The sequence below is a fragment of the Bradyrhizobium genosp. L genome, from assembly GCF_015624485.1.
GTDB lineage: Bacteria > Pseudomonadota > Alphaproteobacteria > Rhizobiales > Xanthobacteraceae > Bradyrhizobium.
In genome coordinates, this window is sequence record NZ_CP061378.1 from 5530118 (window position 1) to 5551651 (window position 21534).

The window sequence follows — 21534 nt, forward strand, 5'->3', positions numbered from 1 at the left end:
ACAAGTATGGCGAAGTCACAGCGACTTTGCCGCTGCGACCTCAGGGATGGACCGAAGTTTCCCGCCTCGGGCTGCGCGCGCCGGCGATCTGCCGGCCGATCACCAGCTCGCCGGCAGCCGCTTCAGTCCGCGCAATACGAAGGTCGGCCGCCACTCCGGATTTTCCGCGTCATCGAGCCGCAGATCCGGGATCCGGCGCAGCAGGGTCGCGATGGCGATTTCGGCCTCGATCCGCGCCAGCTGGGCGCCGAGGCAGAAATGGATGCCGCCGCCGAACGACAGCGGCTTGACGTTGGGCCGCCGGATGTCGAGCCTTTCGGGGTGGTCGGGATAGACCGCGGAATCGTGATTGGCGGAGCCGAGCAGGCACAGCACGCCCTCGCCCTTCGGGATGCGCTTGCCGCCGAGGTCCTCGATATCTTCGAGCGCGACGCGGCCGGTGAGCTGCACCGAGGAATCGTAGCGCAGGAATTCCTCGATCGCGTTGGTGATCAGGCTGGGATCGGCCTTGAGCAGCGCGAGCTGGTCCGGATTGCGGAACAGCGCGAGCAGGCCGTTGCCGATCAGGTTGACCGTCGTCTCGTGGCCGGCGCCGAACAGCAGGATGATGTTGGCGGTGAGCTCCTCATTGGTGAGCTTCTGGCCGTCCTCCTCGGCCTGCACCAGCTGCGTGGTGAGGTCGTCGCCGGGCTGCTTGCGGCGGAGCTCGAACAGCTGGTGGAAATACATCGCCGCCATCACGTTGCCGGCGTTGGCCTGCTTGATCTCGTCGGGCGACATCGGCACCGGATCGAGCAGCCGCCCGCCGTCGCGGGAGCCATTGTAAAAAGCCTCGCGATGCTCCTCGGGGATTCCGAGCATGTCGCAGATGATCGTGACCGGCAGGCGGAAGGCAAAATCCTCGATCAGGTCCATCTTGCCCTGCGGGATGATGCGGTCGAGCGTCTGGTCGACGATGGCCTGGATGCGCGGGCGCATGTCCTCGACCCGGCGCGCCGTGAAGGCCTTGACCACGAGGCCGCGCAGACGGGTGTGGTCGGGCGGATCCTGTTGCAGCATCCAGTGGCTCATGCTGCGGAATGCCGGCTCCTCCATGATGTTGGGTCCGTAGCGGCGGACGGTGCGCTCGACAAAGTCCTTGCCGAAGCGCTTGTCGCGCAGCACGAGGCTGACCTCGGCGTGACGGCTGGCGACATAGGCACCGTGCGCATTGAGGTGCATCGGGTCCATCGTGCGCAACCGCTCATAATAGGGATAGGGGTTGCGAATGAATTCCGGAGCCAGCGGATTGAAAAGCGGCTCACTGCTCGTCGACTGAACGTGCTCGTTCATGGTGACCTCGTTCGCTCGCGGCGCCGGTGCTCTGCACTCTGGCGCGCCTTGGTGTCATCCTCGGGGCCGGACGGCGAAGGTCCGGAGATTCTTGGTTTCGTGCAATGCAACTCGATACACTCTTGTATCGAGTTGCATTCTGCCCTAAACTGCGCCGATGTCAAGGGTGAGAACCAGACCGACACGGGACGACACCCGTGAGAAGCTGTTCGAGGCGGCGGCGCTGGTGTTCGAGGAACAGGGCATCAACGGCGCCAGCATCGAGGCGATCGCCGCTGCGGCCGGCTTTACGCGCGGCGCCTTCTATTCGAACTTCAAGAGCAAGGACGAGCTGATCTTCGCGATGCTCGAGGATCACGTCGAGCAATCGATCCGCCGCAATCTCGATCTGCTCGCCAGGCACAGCAACCTGCCCGATTTCCTCGAGGCGCTGCGGACCATGGATCGTTCCAGGCAGGATCCACTCGGCCGCTCGCCGCTGCTGCACATGGAGATGATCCTGTTCGTGGCGCGCGCCGAAAAGCGCCGACCCGAATTGGCAAAGCGCCTGCGCGCGCGGCGCAAGCTGATCGCGGATATCGTCACGACGACGCAGAAGAACGCCGGGCGCAACGGCAAGCTCAACCCGGACTGGACCGGCGCGATCGTGCTGGCGCTGGAAGACGGTTTCCGCCTGCACCGCCTGATCGATCCGGAGACCACACCGGCGGACAGCTGCCTGCGTGCGATCACCGATTTGCAGCGCGCGATCGGCGTTTCCGCCGGCTGATCAGGCGCGCGCCGCGATCTTGTGCATCTGGCCTGCGACGGCGCGGACCTTGCCCGGCGAGGCCTGCCAGATCGCGAACGCCGACAGCAGGCTGACCGCGATGCCGACCAGGAACGCGCTGGTGTAGCTGCCCGACAGATCGTAAAGCTGCCCCGTCACCCACGGCCCGGCGGCGCCGCCGGCGAGCGCGGCCAGCATCACGGTGCCGAAGATGCTGCCGTAATGCTTGCCCTGGAATATCTCCAGCACGACGGGCCCCATCACAGAGGTGAGACCGTAGCCGAGCGCGCCTTGCGTGAACACCATCAGATAGACCAGCGGCATCACCGGCCAGTATTTCAGCGCGGCCAGCGCCGCAAAGCAGATCACGAAGCCGAAGCAGGCGATCGCCCACACCCATTCGCGGCCGATCCGGTCGGACAGATGCCCGAGCGAGATCTGGCCGGGAATGCCGAGCAGGCTGACGACGCCGAGCGCCCAGACGCCGACATTGGAGCTGAAGCCGATGTCGAGCAGGAATTTGGTCTGGTGCACCTGCACCGCGTACCAGATGTACAGCCCGCAGAAATAGCCGACCGCGATCCACCAGAACCGCGCCGTGCGCAGCGCGCGCGGCAGCGTCCAGTCGGTGCCGGCCCACCCGGGATCGACGATGTTCGATGCCGGCCTTGCCGATGTCGCCGTCGGCGCGGCATCGCCGTCCGGCTGCAGCCCGATGTCCTCCGGCCGCTTGTGCAGCAGCAGGTTGATCGGCGCGAGCACGACCAGCACCATGAGCCCCATCGCGGTGCAGGCGGTGCGCCAGCCGGTCTGCTCGATCATGTGCTGCACCCAGGGCAGCAGCGTCACCGAACCGATCCCGACGCCGGCAAAGGCAAGCCCGATCGCAAGCCCGCGGCTGCGGATGAACCAGTTCGGCACGAACAGCGATTGCCCGGAATAGCCGAGGCAGACGCTGCCCGAGCCGACCAGCACACCGATGGTCAGATAGAGGTGCCATGGCTGCGTCGTCAGCGGCGCCAGCAACAGCCCCGATCCCATCAAGAGGACGCCGAGCTCCATCACCGCGCGCGGACCGCGGCGGTCCATCAACCGCCCGATCAGCGGGCTCGCGATCGCCGACGCCACGAAGCCGAACGAGAACGCGCCGGCCGTGACGCCGCGCTCCCAGCCGAACTCGGTGATGATGGGCGGATAGAACAGCGAGAACGCGGTGCGCGCGTTGACGCCGATCGCCATGGTGACGAAGGTCACCGCGACGATGACCCAGCCGTAGAAGAAGGGAAGCCGCATCCTCACCTTGTGTCAGACCTCGCGCGCGCTGTCGATACGGCGTCCCACGGCTTCACCCTCCGAGCGCATGGCTCTCGTGACCGAAATAGGCGCGCTCGAGCCGGTGCGGCAAATCGCTTTCGCCGGTCGGCGCTTCCAGCGCGATCGTGCCCTGCACCAGGGCATAGACACGGTCCGCGCACGCCAGCGCCTTCTCCAGCAATTGCTCGACCAGCAGCACCGAGGTGCCCTGCTCGCGCAGCCGGCGGACGACGGTGAGGACACGGTCGACCAGCACCGGCGACAACCCCGCGGACGGCTCGTCCAGCATCAACAGCCGCGGCCGGCGCACCAGACCCTGCGCCACCGTCAGCATCTGCTGCTGCCCGCCCGACAGCGCGCCACCGCGCTCGCTGCGCTTCTCGGCGATCTCCGGGAAGAATGACAGCGCCTCCTCGACGCGCGACGCGCGCTCTGCCTTCGGCAGGTCGTAGCCGGCGAGCAGCAGATTGTCGGTGACGGAAATCTGCGTGAACACGCGGTGACCCTCGATCACATGCACGAGGCCGGCGCGCGCCGCATCGCGCGGCGTCGCATTGGTCATCTCGCGGCCTCCGAACCGCACCTCGCCGGTGCTGACCGGCAGCAATCCCGACATCGCGCGGAGCAATGTGCTCTTGCCGGCGCCGTTGGGGCCGAGCAGCGCCACCACCTCGCCGGCCGCGATCGTCATGTCGATGCCATGCAGCACACGAATCTTGCCGTAGCCGGATTCGAGCCGGCTCACCGCGAGCAGAGGTTCAGCCGCCGAGATAGGCACTGACCACCTCCTTATGGACGCGGATCTCCGCGGGCGTTCCCGCCGCCAGAATGCGGCCGAGATTGAGCACCGTGACCTGATGGCAGATGTCGAAGATCAAATCGGCGTGGTGCTCGACCAGCAGCACGCCGGTGCCGCGGCCGCACACCGCCTTGATCAGGGTCGCTAGCCGCGCGATCTCGTCATTGGAAAGCCCGGCCGCGGGCTCGTCGAGCAGCAGGAAATCTGGATCGAGCATCAGCGCGCGGGCGATCTCGATGAAGCGCAGTTCGCTGTGCTGGAGGCGGTCGGCGCGGACATCGGCAAGCCCTTCGAGGCCGACGACGCCGAGCAGCGCCCGCGCCTTGTCGGCCAGCATGCGCTCGTCGGCGCCGTTGCGCGGCAGCGCCAGCATCGCTTCGACAAAGCTCGCTTTGCCCTCGATCGCGCCGCCGATCATGACGTTCTGCAGCACCGACGCCTCGCCGATCACGCGCGGGGTCTGGAAGGTGCGCGCGATGCCGCTGGCGGCGCGCTTGACCGGCTGGCCCGCAGGCAGTGCCGCGTCGCCGAGCGTCATGGTGCCGGCCTTGGCGGCGTAGTAGCCGGAGATCACGTTGAGCGTCGTGGTCTTGCCGCTGCCGTTCGGGCCGATCAGGCCGTGGATCTGGCCCGGCGCGACGTCGAGATCGAGGCCGTCAATCGCCTTCACGTTGCCGAAGGAGAGCGCGATGCCGCGCAATTGTAGTGTCTTGCCGCCGTCGCGCCGGCGCACGATCTCGGCGAGCGCGGCCGGGCGCGGCACGATGGCGCGGTTGCTGGCGAGCGGACGGCGGTTGCGAAAATCGAGCAACGCCGCAATGCCGCCGGGCATCACCAGCACGATCAAGAGCAGCAGCACCGCGTAGAGGAAGGTCGACCATGACGCCAGCGGCGCGGCGATCTCCGGCAGGATCGTAAGGATGATGGTGCCGAGCATCGGCCCCAGGATCGAGCCGCGGCCGCCGATCAGGATCGCGATGAAGAACAGCACCGAGAGATCGAAGGTGAAGGCATCGGGCGTGATGTAGGTCTGCAACGTCGCGAACAATCCGCCGGCGATCGCCGCCAACGCGCCGGCGAACAGGAAGATCGCGATCAGCATCTTGGGCTTGGAGATGCCGCTGGCTTCGGCCGCGACCTCGGCGTCGCGCACCGCGATCAGCGCGCGGCCGAACCGGCTCCGCGCGATGTTGGCGCTCATCCAGGTGGTGACGACCGCGAAGCCGACGCAGAGTCCATAGAAGCCCCATGGCGTGTTGAACGGCGCGGGGAATTCCGGACCTGATATGCCGATGCCGCCGCCGGTGACGCTCTGCCAGGCCAGCGCGATCTGGGTCACGATGGTCGCGAAACCGAGTGTCGACATCGCGAAATAGAAGGTGCGCAGCCGCAGCGCCGGCAGCCCGACGACGACCCCGAAGACCGCGCCGATCAGGCCCGCGACCGGCAGCGCGGCGAACACCGGGATCGCCGGCATCACATTGCCTGCGACCAGCACGCTGGTGGTGTAGGCGCCGAGCGTCAGCAGCGCGACATAGCCGATCGCAAGATGGCCGGCGAAACCGACCACCAGATTAAGGCCGGAGACCAGCACCCAGTAGATCGCCGCACGGGTGCCGATCAGCACCCAATAGTCGTTGCTGACGAACGGCAGCAGGGTAGCCAGCACCAGGATGCCGGCAAACGGCGCGATGTGCGGCAGCGCCGCGCGCCAGGCGCCGCTCTCGGTCCGGGGCGGGGTGGCGGTGACCGCGCTCATCATACCCTCCGCGCGGTCGACATGCCGAACAGCCCCTGCGGTGCGGCGAGCAGCACCACGATGAACAGCGTGAACACCGCGACCGAGGAGAAGATGCCGCCGACCAGGAAGTTCGCCGCCTGCTGGAACAGGCCTAGCGCCAGCCCGCCGATGATGGCGCCGCGATTGTTGCCGAGGCCGCCGAGCGCGACCGGCACGAAGCCGTAGAAGTTCAGCAGCGCGCCATTGGCGAAGAAGGCGAGCAGCAGTTGCCCGCCGGAATAGCCGGCGATGCCGCCGACCACGCCGGCCAGCGCGTAGCTCGCGACGCGCAGATTGCGCTCGGGCAGGCCGAGCGCCCGCGCGGCGAAATTGTCCTCCGCGATGGCGAGAAAGGCGCGGCCGACCAGGGTGCGGCGATAGAGATTTTCGAGACCGAGGATGGTGATTGCGCAGGCTGCGACCGGCAGCCAGAATTTCTCGTCCAAGACGCCCTCACCTAGTCCGACGATCTGCGGGAATGCCTGCGGCTCGGTGCCCCATTTGATCGCAGTGACCTGCTGGATCATCAGCGCCACCGACAAGGTCGAGAGCACGTAGAGATGCTGGTCGAGGCTCTTGAGCACCGGCCGCACCGCGACGAATTCGGTGATGATCCCGATCATCGCGCAGCAGGCGAGCGTCAGCACGAAGCCGACAATGAGCGGCAGGCCGAGCTTCAGCGTGAACAGCGAACCGAACACGCCGCCCAGCATCGCGAGCTGGCCGGCGGTGAAGCTCATCACCCGCGAGGTCGAGAACATCGTGTTGTAGGTGACGCCGACCAGCGCGTAGATCGCGCCCGCCGCGAGACCGGATGCAAGAATCGACGTGAGCATCGAGGCGAGCATCGGCAGCGCCCTCGCCCGCGCCTTAACTATATCCCGGCGCCAGCGCGAAGGTGCCGTTCTTGGCGGTGCTCGATTCCGACATCACGATCTCTTCGGTGAGGTAGCCGTTATGCTCGGTCGGCGAGAAACGGTAGTTGCCGAAATAGCCGGGATAGGCCGCCAGCGTGTTCCAGTATTTGATGATGCCGGCGCTGTCGGTCGAGCCGCTTTCCGAAACCGCCTTGGCGATCAGCTCGATGCAATCGATGCCGCCGGCGACCCACCACAGCAGCGTGTCGTTCAGCGCGACATTGGCCTTGGCGAGCCGTGCCACCAGATCCTCGCTCTTGGGCGGCAGCTTGCCGGCGCTGTCATAGCTGCAGCTCTTGTAGCCGATCGCATAGACCTTCTTCCAGTTTTCCGGCTTGGCCACCAGCGTGGCAAGCTCGCCCGAGGCCATCGAGGGATGGCCGACAAAGGGCACGTCCCAGTTCATCGCGGCGCGGGTGTTGAACATGCGCGCCTCCATGCCGGTCGAGACGCTCCATACCACGATCGCCTCGGCGCCGGCGTTCTTGGCGCGCAGCATGTCCGGCGTCATGTCGGGCTGGGTGGCATCGACATTGGCCTGATAGGCCACCTCCGCGCCGTCCTTCTTGAACGCCGCAACCGAGGCACCGACGGCGGTGACGCCATAGCCCGTGGTGTCGCCGATCACCGCGACCTTCTTCACCTTGAGGATCTTCAGGCAATAATTGCGCACCGCGTCGTCCCACTGGCTGTTCGACGGCGCGATGCGAAACGCGTTGGGAAACTTGACCGGATCGATCAGGCTTTCGACGACGCAGGGATGAACGTTCGGCATCTTGGCGCGCCCCATGATCGGCGTCGTCGCCAGCGCCTCGCCCGAGTTTAGCGGGCCCCAGATCGCGTGCACCTTGGCCTGGCTGATCAGCTCCTGGGTGGCGTTCACCGCCTTGGTCGGATCGCCCTGGGTGTCGCGCATCACGAGCTCGATCTTGCGGCCTTTCACGCCACCGACGCCATTGATGGCATCGACCGCGAAATTGACGCCGCGGTTGAAGCCGACCGTCGGCGCCGAACTCGGCCCGGTGATCGCCGCGAGACAGCCGATCTTGATCGGCTCTGACTGCGCGATGGCCGGCGCCGGGAAGGAGAACGATGCGGCGCCAAGCGCGCCGGCGCTGCCCAACAACATGTCACGGCGTGAAATGGCCATGTGATGCACTCCCTCTGTCCTTTGCGGCGCCCGTCGTTGATTGCGGGACGTCCGGTGATTGATTTGTCCGCGCGCTCGCGGGCCGCGGTTTGGCAACGCCAAGTTTGAGCTGGATGCGCAGGGGTTGTCCACCCCCCGAAGCGACATTGGTGCTTCGACCTCTCCTCATGATCCCGGCCGTCGCGTCCAGCGATCCGCATTCACCGCGCCGACCGGGATCTCACCGGCGACGATCTTTGCGACCTGGCGCACGGTCTCCGCCGATTGATGCTCGATCGCCTGCGGCGTGAGGCCGCCGACATGCGGCGTCGCGATCACATTGGGGAGTTGTGCAAGCTCCGGCGACGGCATCTGGTCGGGCGCGCGGCCGACATCCATCGCCGCACCCGCGATGCGGTTGTCGCGCAGCGCCGCCGCGAGCGCGGCTTCGTCGACGAGATTGCCGCGTGACAGATTAATGAAGAACGCGTGCTTCTGCATCCGCGCCAGCGCGGCCTGCCCGATCAGGTTTTCGGTCTGCTCGTTGGCGATCGCCAGGCATACGACATAGTCGGCGCGCGCAAGCAGATCGTCGAGCGGCAGGTGCCGGATCGCAGCGTCATCGATTGTTGCGAAGGGATCGGCGACAAGCACCTGCATCCCGAGCACTTTCGCGATGCCGGCGAGATAACGTCCGATGGCGCCGTAGCCGATGATACCGATCGTGCTGCCGGCCAACTGCCGGCCCATCACGACGTCGGGCATCCGGCCACCATGATAGTCAGCCGTCGCGCGCGAGACACCACGCGACAAATCAACCATGAAGCCGAGCCCGAGCTCGGCGACCGACTGCACGAAGCCCGCACTCGCCTGCGTCACCAGCACGCCGGCACTGGATGCCGCCGCCACATCGATGTTGCGGATGTCGACCGCGCAACGCACGACCGCGCGCAGCCGCGCAAGCAGCGGGAAGATCTCGCCGGCGGCCGGCGTCATGCGGTCGGCGACGATGATGTCGACATCGCCGGCGGCCTGCACCAACGCCGCCGCATCGAGCGCCGACTCGCCCTCATGCAGCTTGACGTCGGCGACGGCGCGCAGGCCGGCCAGGCTGCGCTCGCCGTAATAGTCGCGACGCATCTGCGGGGTGTGGGCGAGCAGCACTTTCATGAACGCATCCCCTAATATCCCAGCGCGCGCGGCAAGGCCGTGCTGATGACCGGCACGAAGGCGATCACCAGCAGGCACAGCAGCAGCAGGCCGAGATAGCCGATGATCGGCTTGATGGTCTGCTCGATCGGCACGTTGCCGATCAGGCAGGCGCCGTAAAGTCCAAGACCAAGCGGTGGCGCGAACAGCCCGAGCCCCATCGCGATGACCAGCACGACGCCGAAATGCAGGGGGTCGACGCCGAGCTTGACCGCGACCGGCAGCAGCAGCGGCCCGAAGATGATCAGCGCCGCGGCGCCTTCCAGCACCGAGCCCATCACCACCAGCACCGCGATCGACAGCAGCATGAACAGCCAGACGCCATGGCTGCCCGAGATCGTCAACATGAACTCACCGACCGCATGCGGCACTTGTTGTAGCGTCAGGATGAAGGCCAGCGACTGCGCCGCGGCAACGATGAACAGCACCAGGCCGGAGCGCGTCGCCGATTGCACGAAACAATGCGCGAGGCTCCTGATGCCGAGTTCGCGGAACAGCAGGCTGCCAACCGCGACGGCATAGACGGCGGCGAAGGCGGAGATCTCGGTCGCAGTGGCGAAGCCGCTTTTGAAGCCGAAGAAGATCATGAAGATCAGGCCGAACGAGGCGATGGCGCCCGTCCACAGGTCGGATACCGCGGCGCGCGGCTCGGCGGTCTCGGCCGCGGCCGGCCGCTTGCCGAAGATGATCGAGACCGTGACCAGCGCCACCGCCATCAGCGCGGCCGGCAGCATGCCGGCGACGAACAGGCCGCCGATCGAGAGATTGGCGACGAAGCCGAGGATGATCAGATTGATGCAGGGCGGAATGGTCTCGGCCATCACCGCGGACGCCGCGAGCAGCGCCACCGCGCCACCCGGATTCTGCCGCGAACGCCGCGCCGCCGGGACCAGCACCGAACCGACCGCGGCGACGTCGGCCATCTTCGAGCCCGAGATGCCCGAGAACAGCACCATCGACAGCACCATCACGACGTTGAGCCCACCGCGCATCCGCCCGACCGCGCGCTGCAACAGCTCGATCAGCCGCACCGACATGCCGTTGGCTTCCATGAGGTAGCCGACCAGGATGAAGAACGGAATCGCCAGCAGCACGAAATTGTCGATGCCGCGCGCCATCTGCTGGGCGAAGATCACGCCGGGCAGCGTGCCCTCGACCCAGAGGAAGATCAGCGCCGCCAGCGCCAGTGCAAACCCGATCGGCAATCCCCCGACCAGCGTAAAGAAAAAGCCGAGCAGCATCAGCGTCTGCGACGACGGCAACGATGATGGCGCAAGCGCATCCCACGCCATGTAGAGGCCGACGATGACGGCGATGGCGACGACGCCCGCGATCATGTCGCGCAACGGCCGGCTGCAGAACTGCTCGAACGCGAACACCGTCATGAAGGTCGCGCCGACGCCCATCGGATAGAACGTCCATTCCAGCGGCAGGCCGGAGCCGGAGGTCTGTCCCGTGGTCAGCCAGCCCATCTTGAGGGCGTTGAACGCGACATAGCCCGCCACGATGGTGACGAGCAGCGCACCGACAGCGTCGACGATCCGCCGCACGCCTGTGGGCAGCATGTCGACGAAGAAGGCGACGCCGAGATTCTCGCTGCGGGCCAGCGCGCTTGCCGCGCCGAAGAAGCTCGAACCGACCATCAGGCCGCGGGCAACGTCGTCGGACCATTCGACCGGCGCATTGAACAAATAGCGGGCCAGCACCGAGACGCAGACCACAATCAGATCCGCCGCGAGCAGGATCGCGGCGATGGCGTCGCTGACGGCAAGCAGCGGTGCAGTGATCCGCCTTTCGCTCCGGCTCGGTGCGACGGCGGCGACGGACACGGCCACGATCTCAGGCCTGGGTGGCGCGGATCATGTCGACCACGGCCTTGGCCTCGGGCCGCGCCTTGATGAAATTGTCGGTCTGCGGCAGCACGCGCTTGCGGAACGCCTCCTTGTCGCATTCGACGACGGTGACGCCCTTCTCCGCCAACGCGGTCTGCGCCTCCTTCTCGACCGCAAGGCCATGGGCGCGGGTATCGATCGCGGCCTTTTTCGCCGCGTCGAGAAAGCCTTCGCGCAGCTTCGGGTCCATCCGGTTGTAGGTTGTGTCGCTGAAATAGACCGCGAGCGGCGAGAAGATGTGCTGGGTCAGCGCGTAGTTCTTCGCGGTTTCGTAGAATTTGCTGGCGAGGATGGTCGGCGGATCATGCTCGAGCCCGTCGAGCACGCCGGCCTGCAACGCCGTGTAGATCTCGCCGAACGCCAAAGGCGTCGCCGCCGCCCCCATCAGGCGCAGGCATTCGGTGATGATCGGATTGGGCAGCGTGCGGATCTTCAATCCGGCGAGGTCTTCCGGCGTCTTCACCGGCTTCTTCGCCAACACGCTGCGCGCGCCGAAATTATAGGCCCAGGCGATGATGCGGATATTGCCGCCCTTGAGCAGCGCATCCTCGATCGGCTTCGCCGCGCCGGCGTCGAACGCCTTGGTCTGCTGCTGAAAGCTGGTGAAGAGATAGCCGAGGTCGAAAGTGCCGACCAGCGGCACCAGGTTGGCCGAAATCGACGAGCCCGACACCATCAGGTCGATCACGCCGAGCTTCACCGAATTGATGACGTCGATCTCCTGGCCGAGCTGGTTGTCGGGGAAGAAGGCGATATCGATCTGCTCGCCGAGCCCGTTGGCTTTCAGGCTCTTGACCAAGTTGTCGTAGTAGACGCGGCCGTTGGCGAATTTGGGATCGTTGGGCAGCGACGACGAGCAGCGCATCTTCATGGTCGCGGCCTGCGCGCGGCCGATCAGCGTGGGCGCGGCGGCGAGCCACGCGGACGCTGCGACCGACGAGTGCAAGACAATCCGGCGGCTCACGCGCTTCGACGTCATGATGTCCTCCCCAGGAACAGTCCACGGATGTTTGCGCCCACCATGTTTGTTGCGGCGAGCTTGGCAGATTATTTGTCTTAATGTATGACAAAACGCATCAGGTTGCGCAAGAGAGCAACCGGGTCGCGCAAGTAGACCACCGGCTTGCGCAAGAACGCGGCGCCATCGCGTCGCATGTTTCAACCGCAGTGAGGTCTTGATGTTCCAGACATCCAGCGCGTTGCGCCGGAGCGTGCACAGCCAGGTCGCCGACCGCGTCGGCGGCAGCATCGTGCGCGGCGAGATCGGCGTCGGCGAGACGCTGCCGCCGGAGATGCAGATCTGCGCGATGATGGATGTCAGCCGCACCGTGGTGCGCGAGGCGATGCGCACCCTCACCGGCAAGGGCCTGATCGAGTCGCGGCCGAAGAGCGGCACGCGGGTGCGGCCGCCCGAGCAGTGGAATCAGCTCGATCCCGATGTGCTGCGCTGGCATCTCGAAACCGCCGACGTCGACCGCTATCTGGCAAAGCTGTTTCAACTGCGTTCCGCGGTCGAGCCGGCCGCCTCCGCGCTTGCCGCGGTCCACGCCAGCGACGACGACATCGCCCGCATCCGCGCCGGCTGCGACGGGATGGACGCCGCCAAGGCCAATGAAGACTTCGTGGTTGCCGACATCGCGTTTCACCAGTCGATCTACCTTGCGACCCGCAACGAGTTCTTCTGGCCGATCGCCCAGATGTTCGAGATCGCGCTGCGCCAGAGCTTTACGATCGCAGCCCCCGGCTCGCACCGCCCGCGTGCGCTGGTCGAGCACCGCGCCGTGCTGGATGCGATCGCCGCGGGTGATGGCGAGGCTGCACGCGAAGCAACGGTCGTGCTGCTGAAGCATTCGGCCGACGATTTGGTGCGGATCCGGGGGCGGGAGTTCGAGGCGACCGCGCCTGCCCGCAAGCGATGATGATGGTGCGCGCACCGCTCCCTCCCCATCGTCGTCCTGGCGAAGGCCAGGACCCATAACCACCGAATTCGCTTGTAAACGGGATCGTGGCCGCAGCGTCGTACAGCGGTTGGCACTCGGGGTAATGGGTCCTGGCTTTCGCCAGGACGACGATTGGGGGAGTTCGCGCTGACGCGTCGCCTCGGGATGACGGGAGCTACTTCGTCCGTGCCACCGTCGTGCCGTCCCATTCCGCATCCGTCGGATTGGCGAGCTGGTGCTGGCACCTCGCGATCATCTGCGTCGAGGCGGGGTCGCCGCCGCGGAGCGCTGCGGTCTTCTCGAACGCCACGATCGCCGCAGTGAAATCGCCGGCGCGCCAGGCGGCGAGGCCGGCCTCGTAGGAAGTCACCCAATCGGACGGCACGATCCCCTCCTCGGCCATCCCGAGCAGCTCGTAGATCTGCAATCCGCCGGCGCGGCCGTAGACGGCGAGCCGGTCGAGCTCGCGCACCACGATGCGCTCGCCGGCGAGCCGCCGCGTCTCGGGACCGATGATGATGGTCGAGCCGTAGACCTTGTTGGTGCTCTCGAGCCGGCTCGCGATGTTCACGGCGTCGCCGATCACGGTGTAGTTCAGCCGCACTTCCGAACCGATATTGCCGACCAGCATGTCGCCGGAGTTGATGCCGATGCGGATCCGGACCGCCTCGCCCTTGTCGTCGGCAAGGCCGGCTGCCGCGACCACGCGCCGGCAGGCGAGCGCCGCGCGACAGCAGTCCAGCGCATGATCGGGGTTTTGCGCGGGCGCACCCCAGAACGCCATCACGGCGTCGCCGATGAACTTGTCGATGGTGCCGCCGGTGTTCTGGATCTCCGTCGAGACGACGTCGAAATAGCGCGACAGCAGCGGGATGATGCGGTCGCCAAGCCGTTCCGACATCCCGGTGAAGCCGGCGAGATCGATGAACATCACGCTCATCGGCTTGACCGCGCCGCCGAGCCGCGCGCCGTTGCCGTCGCTCACCAGCCTGCGCACCAGATCGGCGGGAATGTATTTGCGGAACGCGGCGAGTCCTTGCGCCATGTCGCCGATCGCGCCCGAGAGGTTCTCGATCTCGGCAAGATGCGAGGGGTGCCGTTCGACCTTCTCGAGGTCGAAGCGCTCGACATGCCTGATCTCGCCGACCACCTTGATCAATGGCGCCGCGATCAGGCGCTGCGCCAGCCAGGCCGACAACAGCCCGGCGGCCAGGATCAGCACCGCAAGCCCGATCAGGAGCTTGCGGATCGTCATCTGCACCGGCCCCAGGAATTCGGATTCCGGAACCACCGTGACCAGCGACCAACCGGGAAACGAGATCGGCGTCAGCACGGCCTGATAGGCCTCGCCGCCGCGCGTCACCTGGGAGCGGAACGCCTCGCCGTCTGCGGGATCGTAGGCGCGGCCAGCCTGCCTGATCGCGTCGATCGCGACCGGCAGCAGCGGATGGTCCGTCTTCAGCGCGGTGAGCTCGTCGGCGTCCGGATCGGGCGAGGCGATCACGCCGCCGTCGCGATCGAGCAGGAACGCACCGGCAGATTTTCCGACCGTCAGCTGCGACAGGAAATTGGACACCCGCGTCAGCTCGATGATGATCGCGAGCACGCCGGTGCGCTTGCCGTCGACATCGATCGGCACCGCCAGCATCGCGGCCCGCCGTTCGCCGCGCGGCAGGGTCGTCAGCGTCGACCAGTGCTCGTCGGTGGCCGCAATCGCATCGCGGAACCAGGGCTGATCCGTGATCAGGTATTTGCTGTCCTCGACCGTGCTGCGCGTGAGCTTGATGTCGTTACCCGCGTTGTCGTACTGATCGATCCGCAGCTTGTGGTCGGGCGTGATCGTGAGCATCTCGACGGCGGAATCGCCGAGCTTGTGGCCGGCGAAGAACGAGCCGTCCGGCCAGCCCAACGCGACCCACGAAATGGTCGGCTGCGACTGCAGCTGGGACAGGAACACGAACTGCCGTTTGCGCGTGTCGTTGGCGTCCAGCACCTTTTCCATGAGCAGCGTCCGCACCGCGATCATCGACGAGCGCGCCTCGGTGGTGATCGACTGCAACTCGTCGCCGACCGCGGAGACGATCTGGTCGTTGATGGTGTTGGCCAGGGTCTGGCTCACCCGTTGTGCGGTGCGCCACCACAGCAAATGCACGCCGACGGCGCTGACCATGATCGAGGTCAGCACCAGGGCGGTGATGGCGCTACGGATGCCGATGCGCATCGGGAGGTCCGGGTTGGCGGTTGCTATCACCGCATTACGGAACACATCTCGGTTCGTTTCGCCAGCGGGGCCGTGGCCTGGCGCCCGCACACGGGCCTGTGACCATAGTTGAATGCGCCGACGGCGAAACTTCTGGATTGTTTGAGGCGTACACGCCAAGACAAGGACTGAAGACTGGGACAGCTACCCGCGAAGGCTCATTGATGCACGACGTTTCGATCCCGGCGGCCCTGATTGCCGGCCTAGTCAGCTTCCTGTCGCCCTGCGTGCTGCCGCTGGTGCCGCCCTATCTGATTTACCTCACCGGTGCGACCATCGAGCAGGTCAATCAGGACGGCGCGACGCCGGCCTCCAAGCGCGCGGTAATGACGGCGGCGCTGATGTTCGTGCTCGGCTTCTCCACCGTGTTCGTCGCGCTCGGCGCCAGCGCATCGTTCGTCGGCGGCCTGATCCGGGCCTGGTCGGCGGAGCTGTCGATCCTGGCCGGCATCGTCATCATCATCATGGGCCTGCACTTCCTCGGCATCACCCGGATCGGGCTGTTGATGCGGGAGGGCCGGATGACCGCGCCGAAACCGGTCGGGCTGTGGGGCGCCTATGTCATGGGGCTGGCCTTCGCGTTCGGCTGGACGCCGTGCATCGGACCGATCCTGGCCGCGATCCTCTCGATCGCCGCGGCCGAATCCACCGTGACACGGGGCGCCGGCCTGCTGGCCGTCTACTCCGCCGGGCTCGGGATCCCGTTCCTGCTGGCGGCACTGATGATCAAGCAGTTCTCCTCGATGTTCGCGCGGATGAAGCGCCAGCTCCACAATGTCGAGCGCGCCATGGGCGTGCTGATGGTGATCACCGGCATCGCCTTCCTCACCGGCAGCGTGTCGAGCGTCAGCGTCTGGCTGCTGGAGACCTTTCCGGCGCTGCAGAATATCGGCTAGCCCCTGTAACAACCCGCCCTTCCCAGCGAAACTTCTGCCATGACGCGGCCGTAGCTTTCAGCTTGCGCGCTCGCTCGAGCGCAGGCGGCTCGGCGGGATATTCGGGAGGGGTTTCGCATGAATTTCATCGTCAACCTGCTGATTTTGTTGCCGGCACGGATCGCTTCGCATTTCTCCTGGGCCGGCCCGCTGCTGATGCGGATCGTCGTCGGCTACACCTTCATGCTGGCCGGCTGGGGCAAGCTCACCAACCTTCCGCAGGTCACGCAGAACTTCGTCGAATGGGGGATTCCCTTCCCCAACATCCTCACCCCGTTCGTGTCGGGCGTCGAATGCTTTGGCGGCATCATGCTGATCCTCGGGCTGTTCACCCGGATCCCGGCCGCGATGCTGGCGGTGGTGATGGTCGTGGCGATCAAGTCGGCGAAATGGGGCGACGTCGATTCGCTGGAGACGCTGCTGGGTTTCGAGGAGGTCACCTACTTTGCCGCCTTCATGTGGCTCGCGATCGTGGGTCCCGGCGCGGCCTCGCTCGACCGGCTGCTGGTCAATGTGACCGCGGGCCAGAAGGAGCCGACCTGAGCGAGCTCCTCACAAACCCGTGACAGCGCGAGCCCGGATGGCGGCGGGCGCGTAGTTCGGACAGCCGGCCAGCATCGGAAACCGCCATGAGATTTGTTCGCACCGCCGCAATTCTCGTGGCTCTGGCCACCTCGCCCGCGCTCGCAACCGACGGCCCGGCATGGCGCGGCTGGAGCGACGACCTGTTCGCGCATGCCGCGGCCGAGAAGCGCTTCGTCATCCTCGATCTCGAAGCGGTGTGGTGCCACTGGTGCCACGTCATGGAAAAGACCACCTACGCCGATCCCAAGGTGCAGGAATTGCTCGCGGCGAAATACCTGCCGGTCCGGGTCGACCAGGACGCCAATCCCGATCTGTCGAGCCGCTACGGCGACTGGGGCTGGCCGGCCACCATCGTATTCGCATCCGACGGCACCGAGATCGCCAAGATCAGGGGCTATATCGAGCCGGAGCGGATGCAGGCGCTGCTGAAGGCCGTAATCGACGACCCTTCGCCCGGCCCGTCGGTCGGCGAAGCCTTCGAGGTCAAGCCGGCGACGTCGGCCTTCCTCAGCAAGGCGCAGCGCAGCGAATTGACCAAGGCGGTCGACGAGTCCTACGACAACGCACTGGGCGGCTGGGGTGAGAACCAGAAATACATCGACGCCGACAGCCTCGACCTCGCGATCAGCCGCGCTGAAGCCGGCGACGCCATCGCCGCAAAGCAGGCGCGGCAGACGCTGGACGCCGCGATCGCGCTGATCGATCCGGTATGGGGCGGCGTGTTCCAATATTCCGAGGCCGGCTCGTGGACCCACCCGCATTTCGAGAAGATCATGTCGTTCCAGTCGCAATATCTGCGGCAGTACAGTCAGGCTTATGCGCTGTGGAAAGACCCGAAATATCTCGCCGCGGCGCGCGACGTCGAACGCTATCTGACGACGTTCCTGCTCAGCCCGGACGGCGCCTTCTATGTCAGCCAGGATGCCGATCTCAATCACGAGGTCGACGGCCACAAATACTATGCGCTATCGGATGCCGAACGCCGCAAGCTCGGCCTGCCCCGCATCGACACCAATTTGTACGCGCGGGAAAACGGCTGGGCGATCTCCGGCCTTACGGCCTATTACGACGTCACCAACGATCCGAAGGCCCTGGCGATTGCCGAGCGGTCGACCAAATGGGTGCTCGCCAATCGTGTGCTGCCGGATGGCGGTTTCCGCCATGGCGAGGCGGACCGCGGCGGTCCGTATCTCGGCGACAGCGTCGCGATGGGCCAGGCTTTGCTCGATCTTTATGCCGCCACCGGCAATCGCGACTGGCTGACGGCGGCGGCCAAGGCGGGCGATTTCGTCGCGACCTTCAGCGATCAAGCCGGCGGCTTCTTCACCTCGAAGACGTCGGAAGGGAAAGCCGGCGTGTTCGCCAAGCCGGCCAAGCTGATCGACGACCAGATCCAGGTCGCGCGCTTCATGAACATGCTCAATCGTTATAATGGCAGCGAGGTCTATCGCGAGCAGGCCGCTCACGCGATGCGCTATCTCGCTGCCGCGTCGGCCGACGTACCACGGCCGCTACCCGGCGTCCTGCTCGCCGACGAGGAGCTCGCGCTCGAGCCGACCCACATGACGATCGTCGGACACAAGGACGACGGTCGCGCACAAGCGCTGCATGCCGTCGCCCGGGCCCTGCCGGCCCGCTACAAGCGGCTCGACTGGTTCGATCCGCGCGAAGGCAAATTGCCGAATCCTGATGTCGAATATCCCGATCTCGGCGAGCCCGCGGCGTTTGCCTGCAGCAACCGCATCTGCTCGTTTCCGGCCTTCAGCGCCGAGGAGTTGCAGGCGAATGTGGCGCAGATGGCCAAGCTGAAGCCGGCGCGCGCGGCGCAGAACTGAGCGGGAATTGTGCAACGCAACGAGCTCGGTCGCCTTTGGGCCGGACATTGCACCCCGCGATGAAATACTCCTAGGATGGCGGTGTTGGATATCGAACGGGATATCCAAACCCGGCAGAAGAAAATTTTCTTCCCAAACTCTGTAACCAAATCGCCTGATACCCCGTAGCTCGATCTGGACGAGCAATCAGACCGCGGCAGCTCTTCGGCGCTCCCGGCGATCCGATTGCTTTTCCGAAGATTTGTCGTGCGTCCTTGATCGGACGATCAACGGATGGTCACGGCGTGTTCTTTATTGTCACACAATCACCGAGGAGATCGTCATGAAGTTGAATTCCAAGTCGGGCGCCACGCTTGCCGCCGCTGCCGCCACTCTGTTCATCGCCGGTTCGGTCGTCTCGGCCACCTCGACACCCGCGCACGCCGCGATGGGCAAGTGCATGGCCGGCAATGCCTGCAAGGGCCAGAGCGCCTGCAAGGGCGGCGCCAATGCCTGCAAGGGCCTCAATGCCTGCAAGGGCACCGGCTTCTCGATGACGACCGAGAAGAAGTGCGTCGCGAGCGGCGGTTCCTTCGTCAAGGGCTGATCGCACCGGTCACATCAGGACAAGGCCCGGCCCCGGCGCCGGGCCTTGCTCGTTTACGGGGCCGCCAGGGCCGAGAAAAAATCTGTCCGCGCTGTAACCAAGGCGCGATTGGCACGTAGCTATGCGAGGTGCTTCCTTCGGGCCGGACTGTCGCGGCTGGGGGGTGACGCGCACCTTCAACCATCGTCCACAAGGAGACGCCTCATGAAGGTTACGACCAAGTCCGGAGCCGCAATCGCCGCCGCTGCAGCCACCCTGTTCCTGGCTAACGCCGTCGTGTCGACCACGTCCTACGCCGCCGGCGAAGGCAAGTGCATCGGCGCCAACGCCTGCAAGGGCCAGAGCGCCTGCAAGGGTGGCAATCACGCCTGCAAGGGCCAGAATGCCTGCAAGGGCCAGGGCTTCGCCGAAATGACGAAGAGCGACTGCACCGCGGCCAAGGGCAAGTTCAAGGCCGGCTAGGCCTGCGATGACCTTCGTTCGGGCGAGAGTGTCCGCTGACGGCGACGCTCTCGCCCGCTATAGTGAGCGGTGGCGATCGCGCCGGTCGCCATCGGCGTGAGAGCACGATATGAACGTTGCAAGTCATCCGCACACGCTGGCACCGGGCGACATGGTCGCGAACCGGGCACGGCCGCCGTTCCTCGGTTTCGGCCTCGGCCTGCGCGCGCAACACTACGACGAGATTCTCAGCGGCACTCCGCCGATCGACTGGTTCGAGGTGATCAGCGAGAATTACATGCTGCCGGGCGGCCAGCCGCTGCGCATCCTCGATAAGATCTGCGAACGCTATCCCGTGGTGATGCACGGCGTTTCGCTGTCAATCGCTTCGACCGCGCCGCCGAATTTCGACTATCTGCAGGGCCTAAAGGATCTGGCGAAGCGCGTGCACCCGAAATGGATCTCGGACCATCTGTGCTGGACCGGTGTGCACGGCAAGAACCTGCACGACCTCCTGCCGATCCCCTACACCGAGGAAGCGCTCGACCATGTCGTCAGCCGGGTGCAGCTGGTGCAGGATTTCCTCGGCCGCGCCATCGTGCTCGAGAACGTCTCGACCTATGTGCAGTTCAACAATTCAGAGATGACGGAGTGGGAATTCCTCTCCGAGCTGTCGCGCCGCTCCGGCTGCTGGCTGCTGTTCGACATCAACAATGTCTATGTCAGCGCCTTCAACCATGGCTATGATCCGCTGGTTTTCCTCAACGGCATTCCCGCCGATCGGGTGATGCAGTTTCACATGGCCGGACACAGCCATATGGGGACGCACATCATTGACACCCACGACCATCCGGTGTGCGAGGATGTCTGGGACCTCTACATCGCGGCGCTGAAGCGGTTCGGCCGGGTCTCGACCATGATCGAGCGCGACGACAACATCCCGCCACTCGAGGAATTGCTGGTGGAGGTGAACCGGACCCGCGAGATCGCCGCCCAGGTCTTGCCCGAGGGCGCAGCGGCGACATGAGCGACTTCGCGCGGCAGCAGAGCGAATTCCAGCGCGGCATCCTGACCGGCGACGACGGCATTTTGGCCGAGATCCTCGACAGCCCGCGGGAGAACCGCACCACGTTGTTCGGTGTCTACCGCCACGCCTACGGCTCGCGGCTGGTCGAGGCGATGCGCAACGACCACGAGCTGCTGCACGCCTATCTCGGCGACGAGATGTTCGACGAGATGAGTTATGCCTATGTCAAGGCGCGGCCGTCGGAGCATCCGAACCTGCGCTGGTTCTCGCAGGGACTGCCGGATTTCCTGCGCGGCAATGAGCCGTATAGCCATCATCCCGTGCTGGGCGACCTCGCGGCGCTGGAGAAGGCGCTGAACGACGCTTTCGACGCGACCGAGGGCGAGGTGTTGCCGCTGGAAGCGATGGCCGGCTTCGCGCCCGAGCGGTGGAACGACCTCGTGTTCACGCCGCATCCGAGCGCTACGAGGGTCGATCTGTCGACCAATGCCGCCGCAATCTGGATGGCGTTGAAGAACGACGAGACGCCGCCCGACGCGGAAGCGCTCGGCGAGCCGTCGCGTCTCCTGATCTGGCGCCAGGACACCACGCCGATGTTCCGCGAACTGCCGGCCGAGGAAGCCATGATGTGGGATGAAGCCGCCAACGGCATTCCGTTCGGCGTGCTCTGCGAGATGCTCGCGACCTATGACGATCCCGACGGCGCCGCCGCACGCGGCGCGACCTATCTGCACGGCTGGATCACGGCCGGGCTGCTGACGACGGCATCCGTCGGCGACTAGGG

Annotated in this window: 19 protein-coding genes; 9 read left to right on the forward strand and 10 right to left on the reverse strand. The window is 65.8% G+C overall.

The window, feature by feature from the left end:
• Window positions 1-99: 99 nt before the first annotated feature.
• Window positions 100-1332 carry a cytochrome P450 gene (locus tag IC762_RS26435; RefSeq protein ID WP_195785119.1) on the reverse strand — a complete coding sequence of 411 codons (1233 nt, stop codon included), beginning with the start codon at window positions 1330-1332 and terminating at the stop codon, window positions 100-102.
• Window positions 1333-1489: 157 nt separating this feature from the next.
• Between IC762_RS26435 and IC762_RS26440 the strand changes: the two genes are divergently transcribed.
• Window positions 1490-2101, forward strand: coding sequence for a TetR/AcrR family transcriptional regulator (locus IC762_RS26440; protein ID WP_195785120.1), 612 nt, complete (start codon window positions 1490-1492; stop codon window positions 2099-2101).
• On the opposite strand, the gene IC762_RS26445 is transcribed toward IC762_RS26440, so the two are convergent.
• The 8 genes from IC762_RS26445 to IC762_RS26480 all read right to left on the reverse strand — a co-directional run bounded on the left by IC762_RS26445 (window position 2102) and on the right by IC762_RS26480 (window position 12120).
• The gene (locus tag IC762_RS26445; protein WP_195785121.1) at window positions 2102-3394 is read right to left on the reverse strand and encodes an MFS transporter; all 1293 of its coding nucleotides are present in this window, start codon (window positions 3392-3394) and stop codon (window positions 2102-2104) included. It abuts the gene before it with no gap.
• Between the two features lie 52 nt (window positions 3395-3446).
• Window positions 3447-4193: an ABC transporter ATP-binding protein gene (locus IC762_RS26450; protein WP_195785122.1), complete on the reverse strand. Its 747-nt coding sequence runs from the start codon at window positions 4191-4193 to the stop codon at window positions 3447-3449.
• The gene (locus IC762_RS26455) at window positions 4174-5973 is read right to left on the reverse strand and encodes a branched-chain amino acid ABC transporter ATP-binding protein/permease (protein ID WP_195785123.1); all 1800 of its coding nucleotides are present in this window, start codon (window positions 5971-5973) and stop codon (window positions 4174-4176) included. Before IC762_RS26455 ends, IC762_RS26450 begins: the two co-directional genes overlap by 20 nt.
• Window positions 5973-6830, reverse strand: coding sequence for a branched-chain amino acid ABC transporter permease (locus IC762_RS26460; protein ID WP_195785124.1), 858 nt, complete (start codon window positions 6828-6830; stop codon window positions 5973-5975). Before IC762_RS26460 ends, IC762_RS26455 begins: the two co-directional genes overlap by 1 nt.
• 34 nt (window positions 6831-6864) lie before the next feature.
• Entirely contained in the window at window positions 6865-8061 is a 1197-nt protein-coding gene (locus IC762_RS26465; protein WP_246801259.1) for an ABC transporter substrate-binding protein, read from the reverse strand.
• Window positions 8062-8226: 165 nt separating this feature from the next.
• Entirely contained in the window at window positions 8227-9210 is a 984-nt protein-coding gene (locus IC762_RS26470) for an NAD(P)-dependent oxidoreductase (protein WP_195785125.1), read from the reverse strand.
• Window positions 9211-9221: 11 nt separating this feature from the next.
• A complete protein-coding gene (locus tag IC762_RS26475; RefSeq protein ID WP_195785126.1) occupies window positions 9222-11078 on the reverse strand; it encodes a TRAP transporter large permease in 1857 nt (618 codons plus the stop codon).
• Between the two features lie 10 nt (window positions 11079-11088).
• Complete coding sequence (locus IC762_RS26480; protein WP_195785127.1) at window positions 11089-12120, reverse strand: TRAP transporter substrate-binding protein; 1032 nt, start codon at window positions 12118-12120, stop codon at window positions 11089-11091.
• Between the two features lie 199 nt (window positions 12121-12319).
• Between IC762_RS26480 and IC762_RS26485 the strand changes: the two genes are divergently transcribed.
• A complete protein-coding gene (locus tag IC762_RS26485; RefSeq protein WP_246801260.1) occupies window positions 12320-13060 on the forward strand; it encodes a FadR/GntR family transcriptional regulator in 741 nt (246 codons plus the stop codon).
• A 196-nt stretch (window positions 13061-13256) separates the two neighbouring features.
• On the opposite strand, the gene IC762_RS26490 is transcribed toward IC762_RS26485, so the two are convergent.
• Window positions 13257-15302: an adenylate/guanylate cyclase domain-containing protein gene (locus tag IC762_RS26490; RefSeq protein WP_195785128.1), complete on the reverse strand. Its 2046-nt coding sequence runs from the start codon at window positions 15300-15302 to the stop codon at window positions 13257-13259.
• Window positions 15303-15505: 203 nt separating this feature from the next.
• Between IC762_RS26490 and IC762_RS26495 the strand changes: the two genes are divergently transcribed.
• The 7 genes from IC762_RS26495 (at window position 15506) to IC762_RS26525 (ending at window position 21532) form a co-directional block, all read left to right on the forward strand.
• Complete coding sequence (locus IC762_RS26495; protein WP_195785129.1) at window positions 15506-16237, forward strand: cytochrome c biogenesis CcdA family protein; 732 nt, start codon at window positions 15506-15508, stop codon at window positions 16235-16237.
• A gap of 117 nt (window positions 16238-16354) precedes the next feature.
• Complete coding sequence (locus tag IC762_RS26500; RefSeq protein ID WP_195785130.1) at window positions 16355-16819, forward strand: DoxX family protein; 465 nt, start codon at window positions 16355-16357, stop codon at window positions 16817-16819.
• Window positions 16820-16905: 86 nt separating this feature from the next.
• Window positions 16906-18696 carry a thioredoxin domain-containing protein gene (locus IC762_RS26505; protein ID WP_195785131.1) on the forward strand — a complete coding sequence of 597 codons (1791 nt, stop codon included), beginning with the start codon at window positions 16906-16908 and terminating at the stop codon, window positions 18694-18696.
• 322 nt (window positions 18697-19018) lie between these two features.
• Window positions 19019-19282, forward strand: a complete 264-nt coding sequence (gene bufA2, locus IC762_RS26510; RefSeq protein ID WP_195785132.1) for a BufA2 family periplasmic bufferin-type metallophore — start codon at window positions 19019-19021, stop codon at window positions 19280-19282.
• A gap of 204 nt (window positions 19283-19486) precedes the next feature.
• Window positions 19487-19744, forward strand: coding sequence for a BufA2 family periplasmic bufferin-type metallophore (bufA2, locus tag IC762_RS26515; RefSeq protein ID WP_195785133.1), 258 nt, complete (start codon window positions 19487-19489; stop codon window positions 19742-19744).
• Window positions 19745-19853: 109 nt separating this feature from the next.
• Entirely contained in the window at window positions 19854-20750 is an 897-nt protein-coding gene (gene bufB, locus IC762_RS26520; RefSeq protein ID WP_246801261.1) for an MNIO family bufferin maturase, read from the forward strand.
• A complete protein-coding gene (locus IC762_RS26525) occupies window positions 20747-21532 on the forward strand; it encodes an HvfC/BufC N-terminal domain-containing protein (RefSeq protein WP_195785134.1) in 786 nt (261 codons plus the stop codon). The genes bufB and IC762_RS26525 overlap by 4 nt, the downstream gene beginning before the upstream one ends.
• Window positions 21533-21534 lie beyond the last annotated feature (2 nt).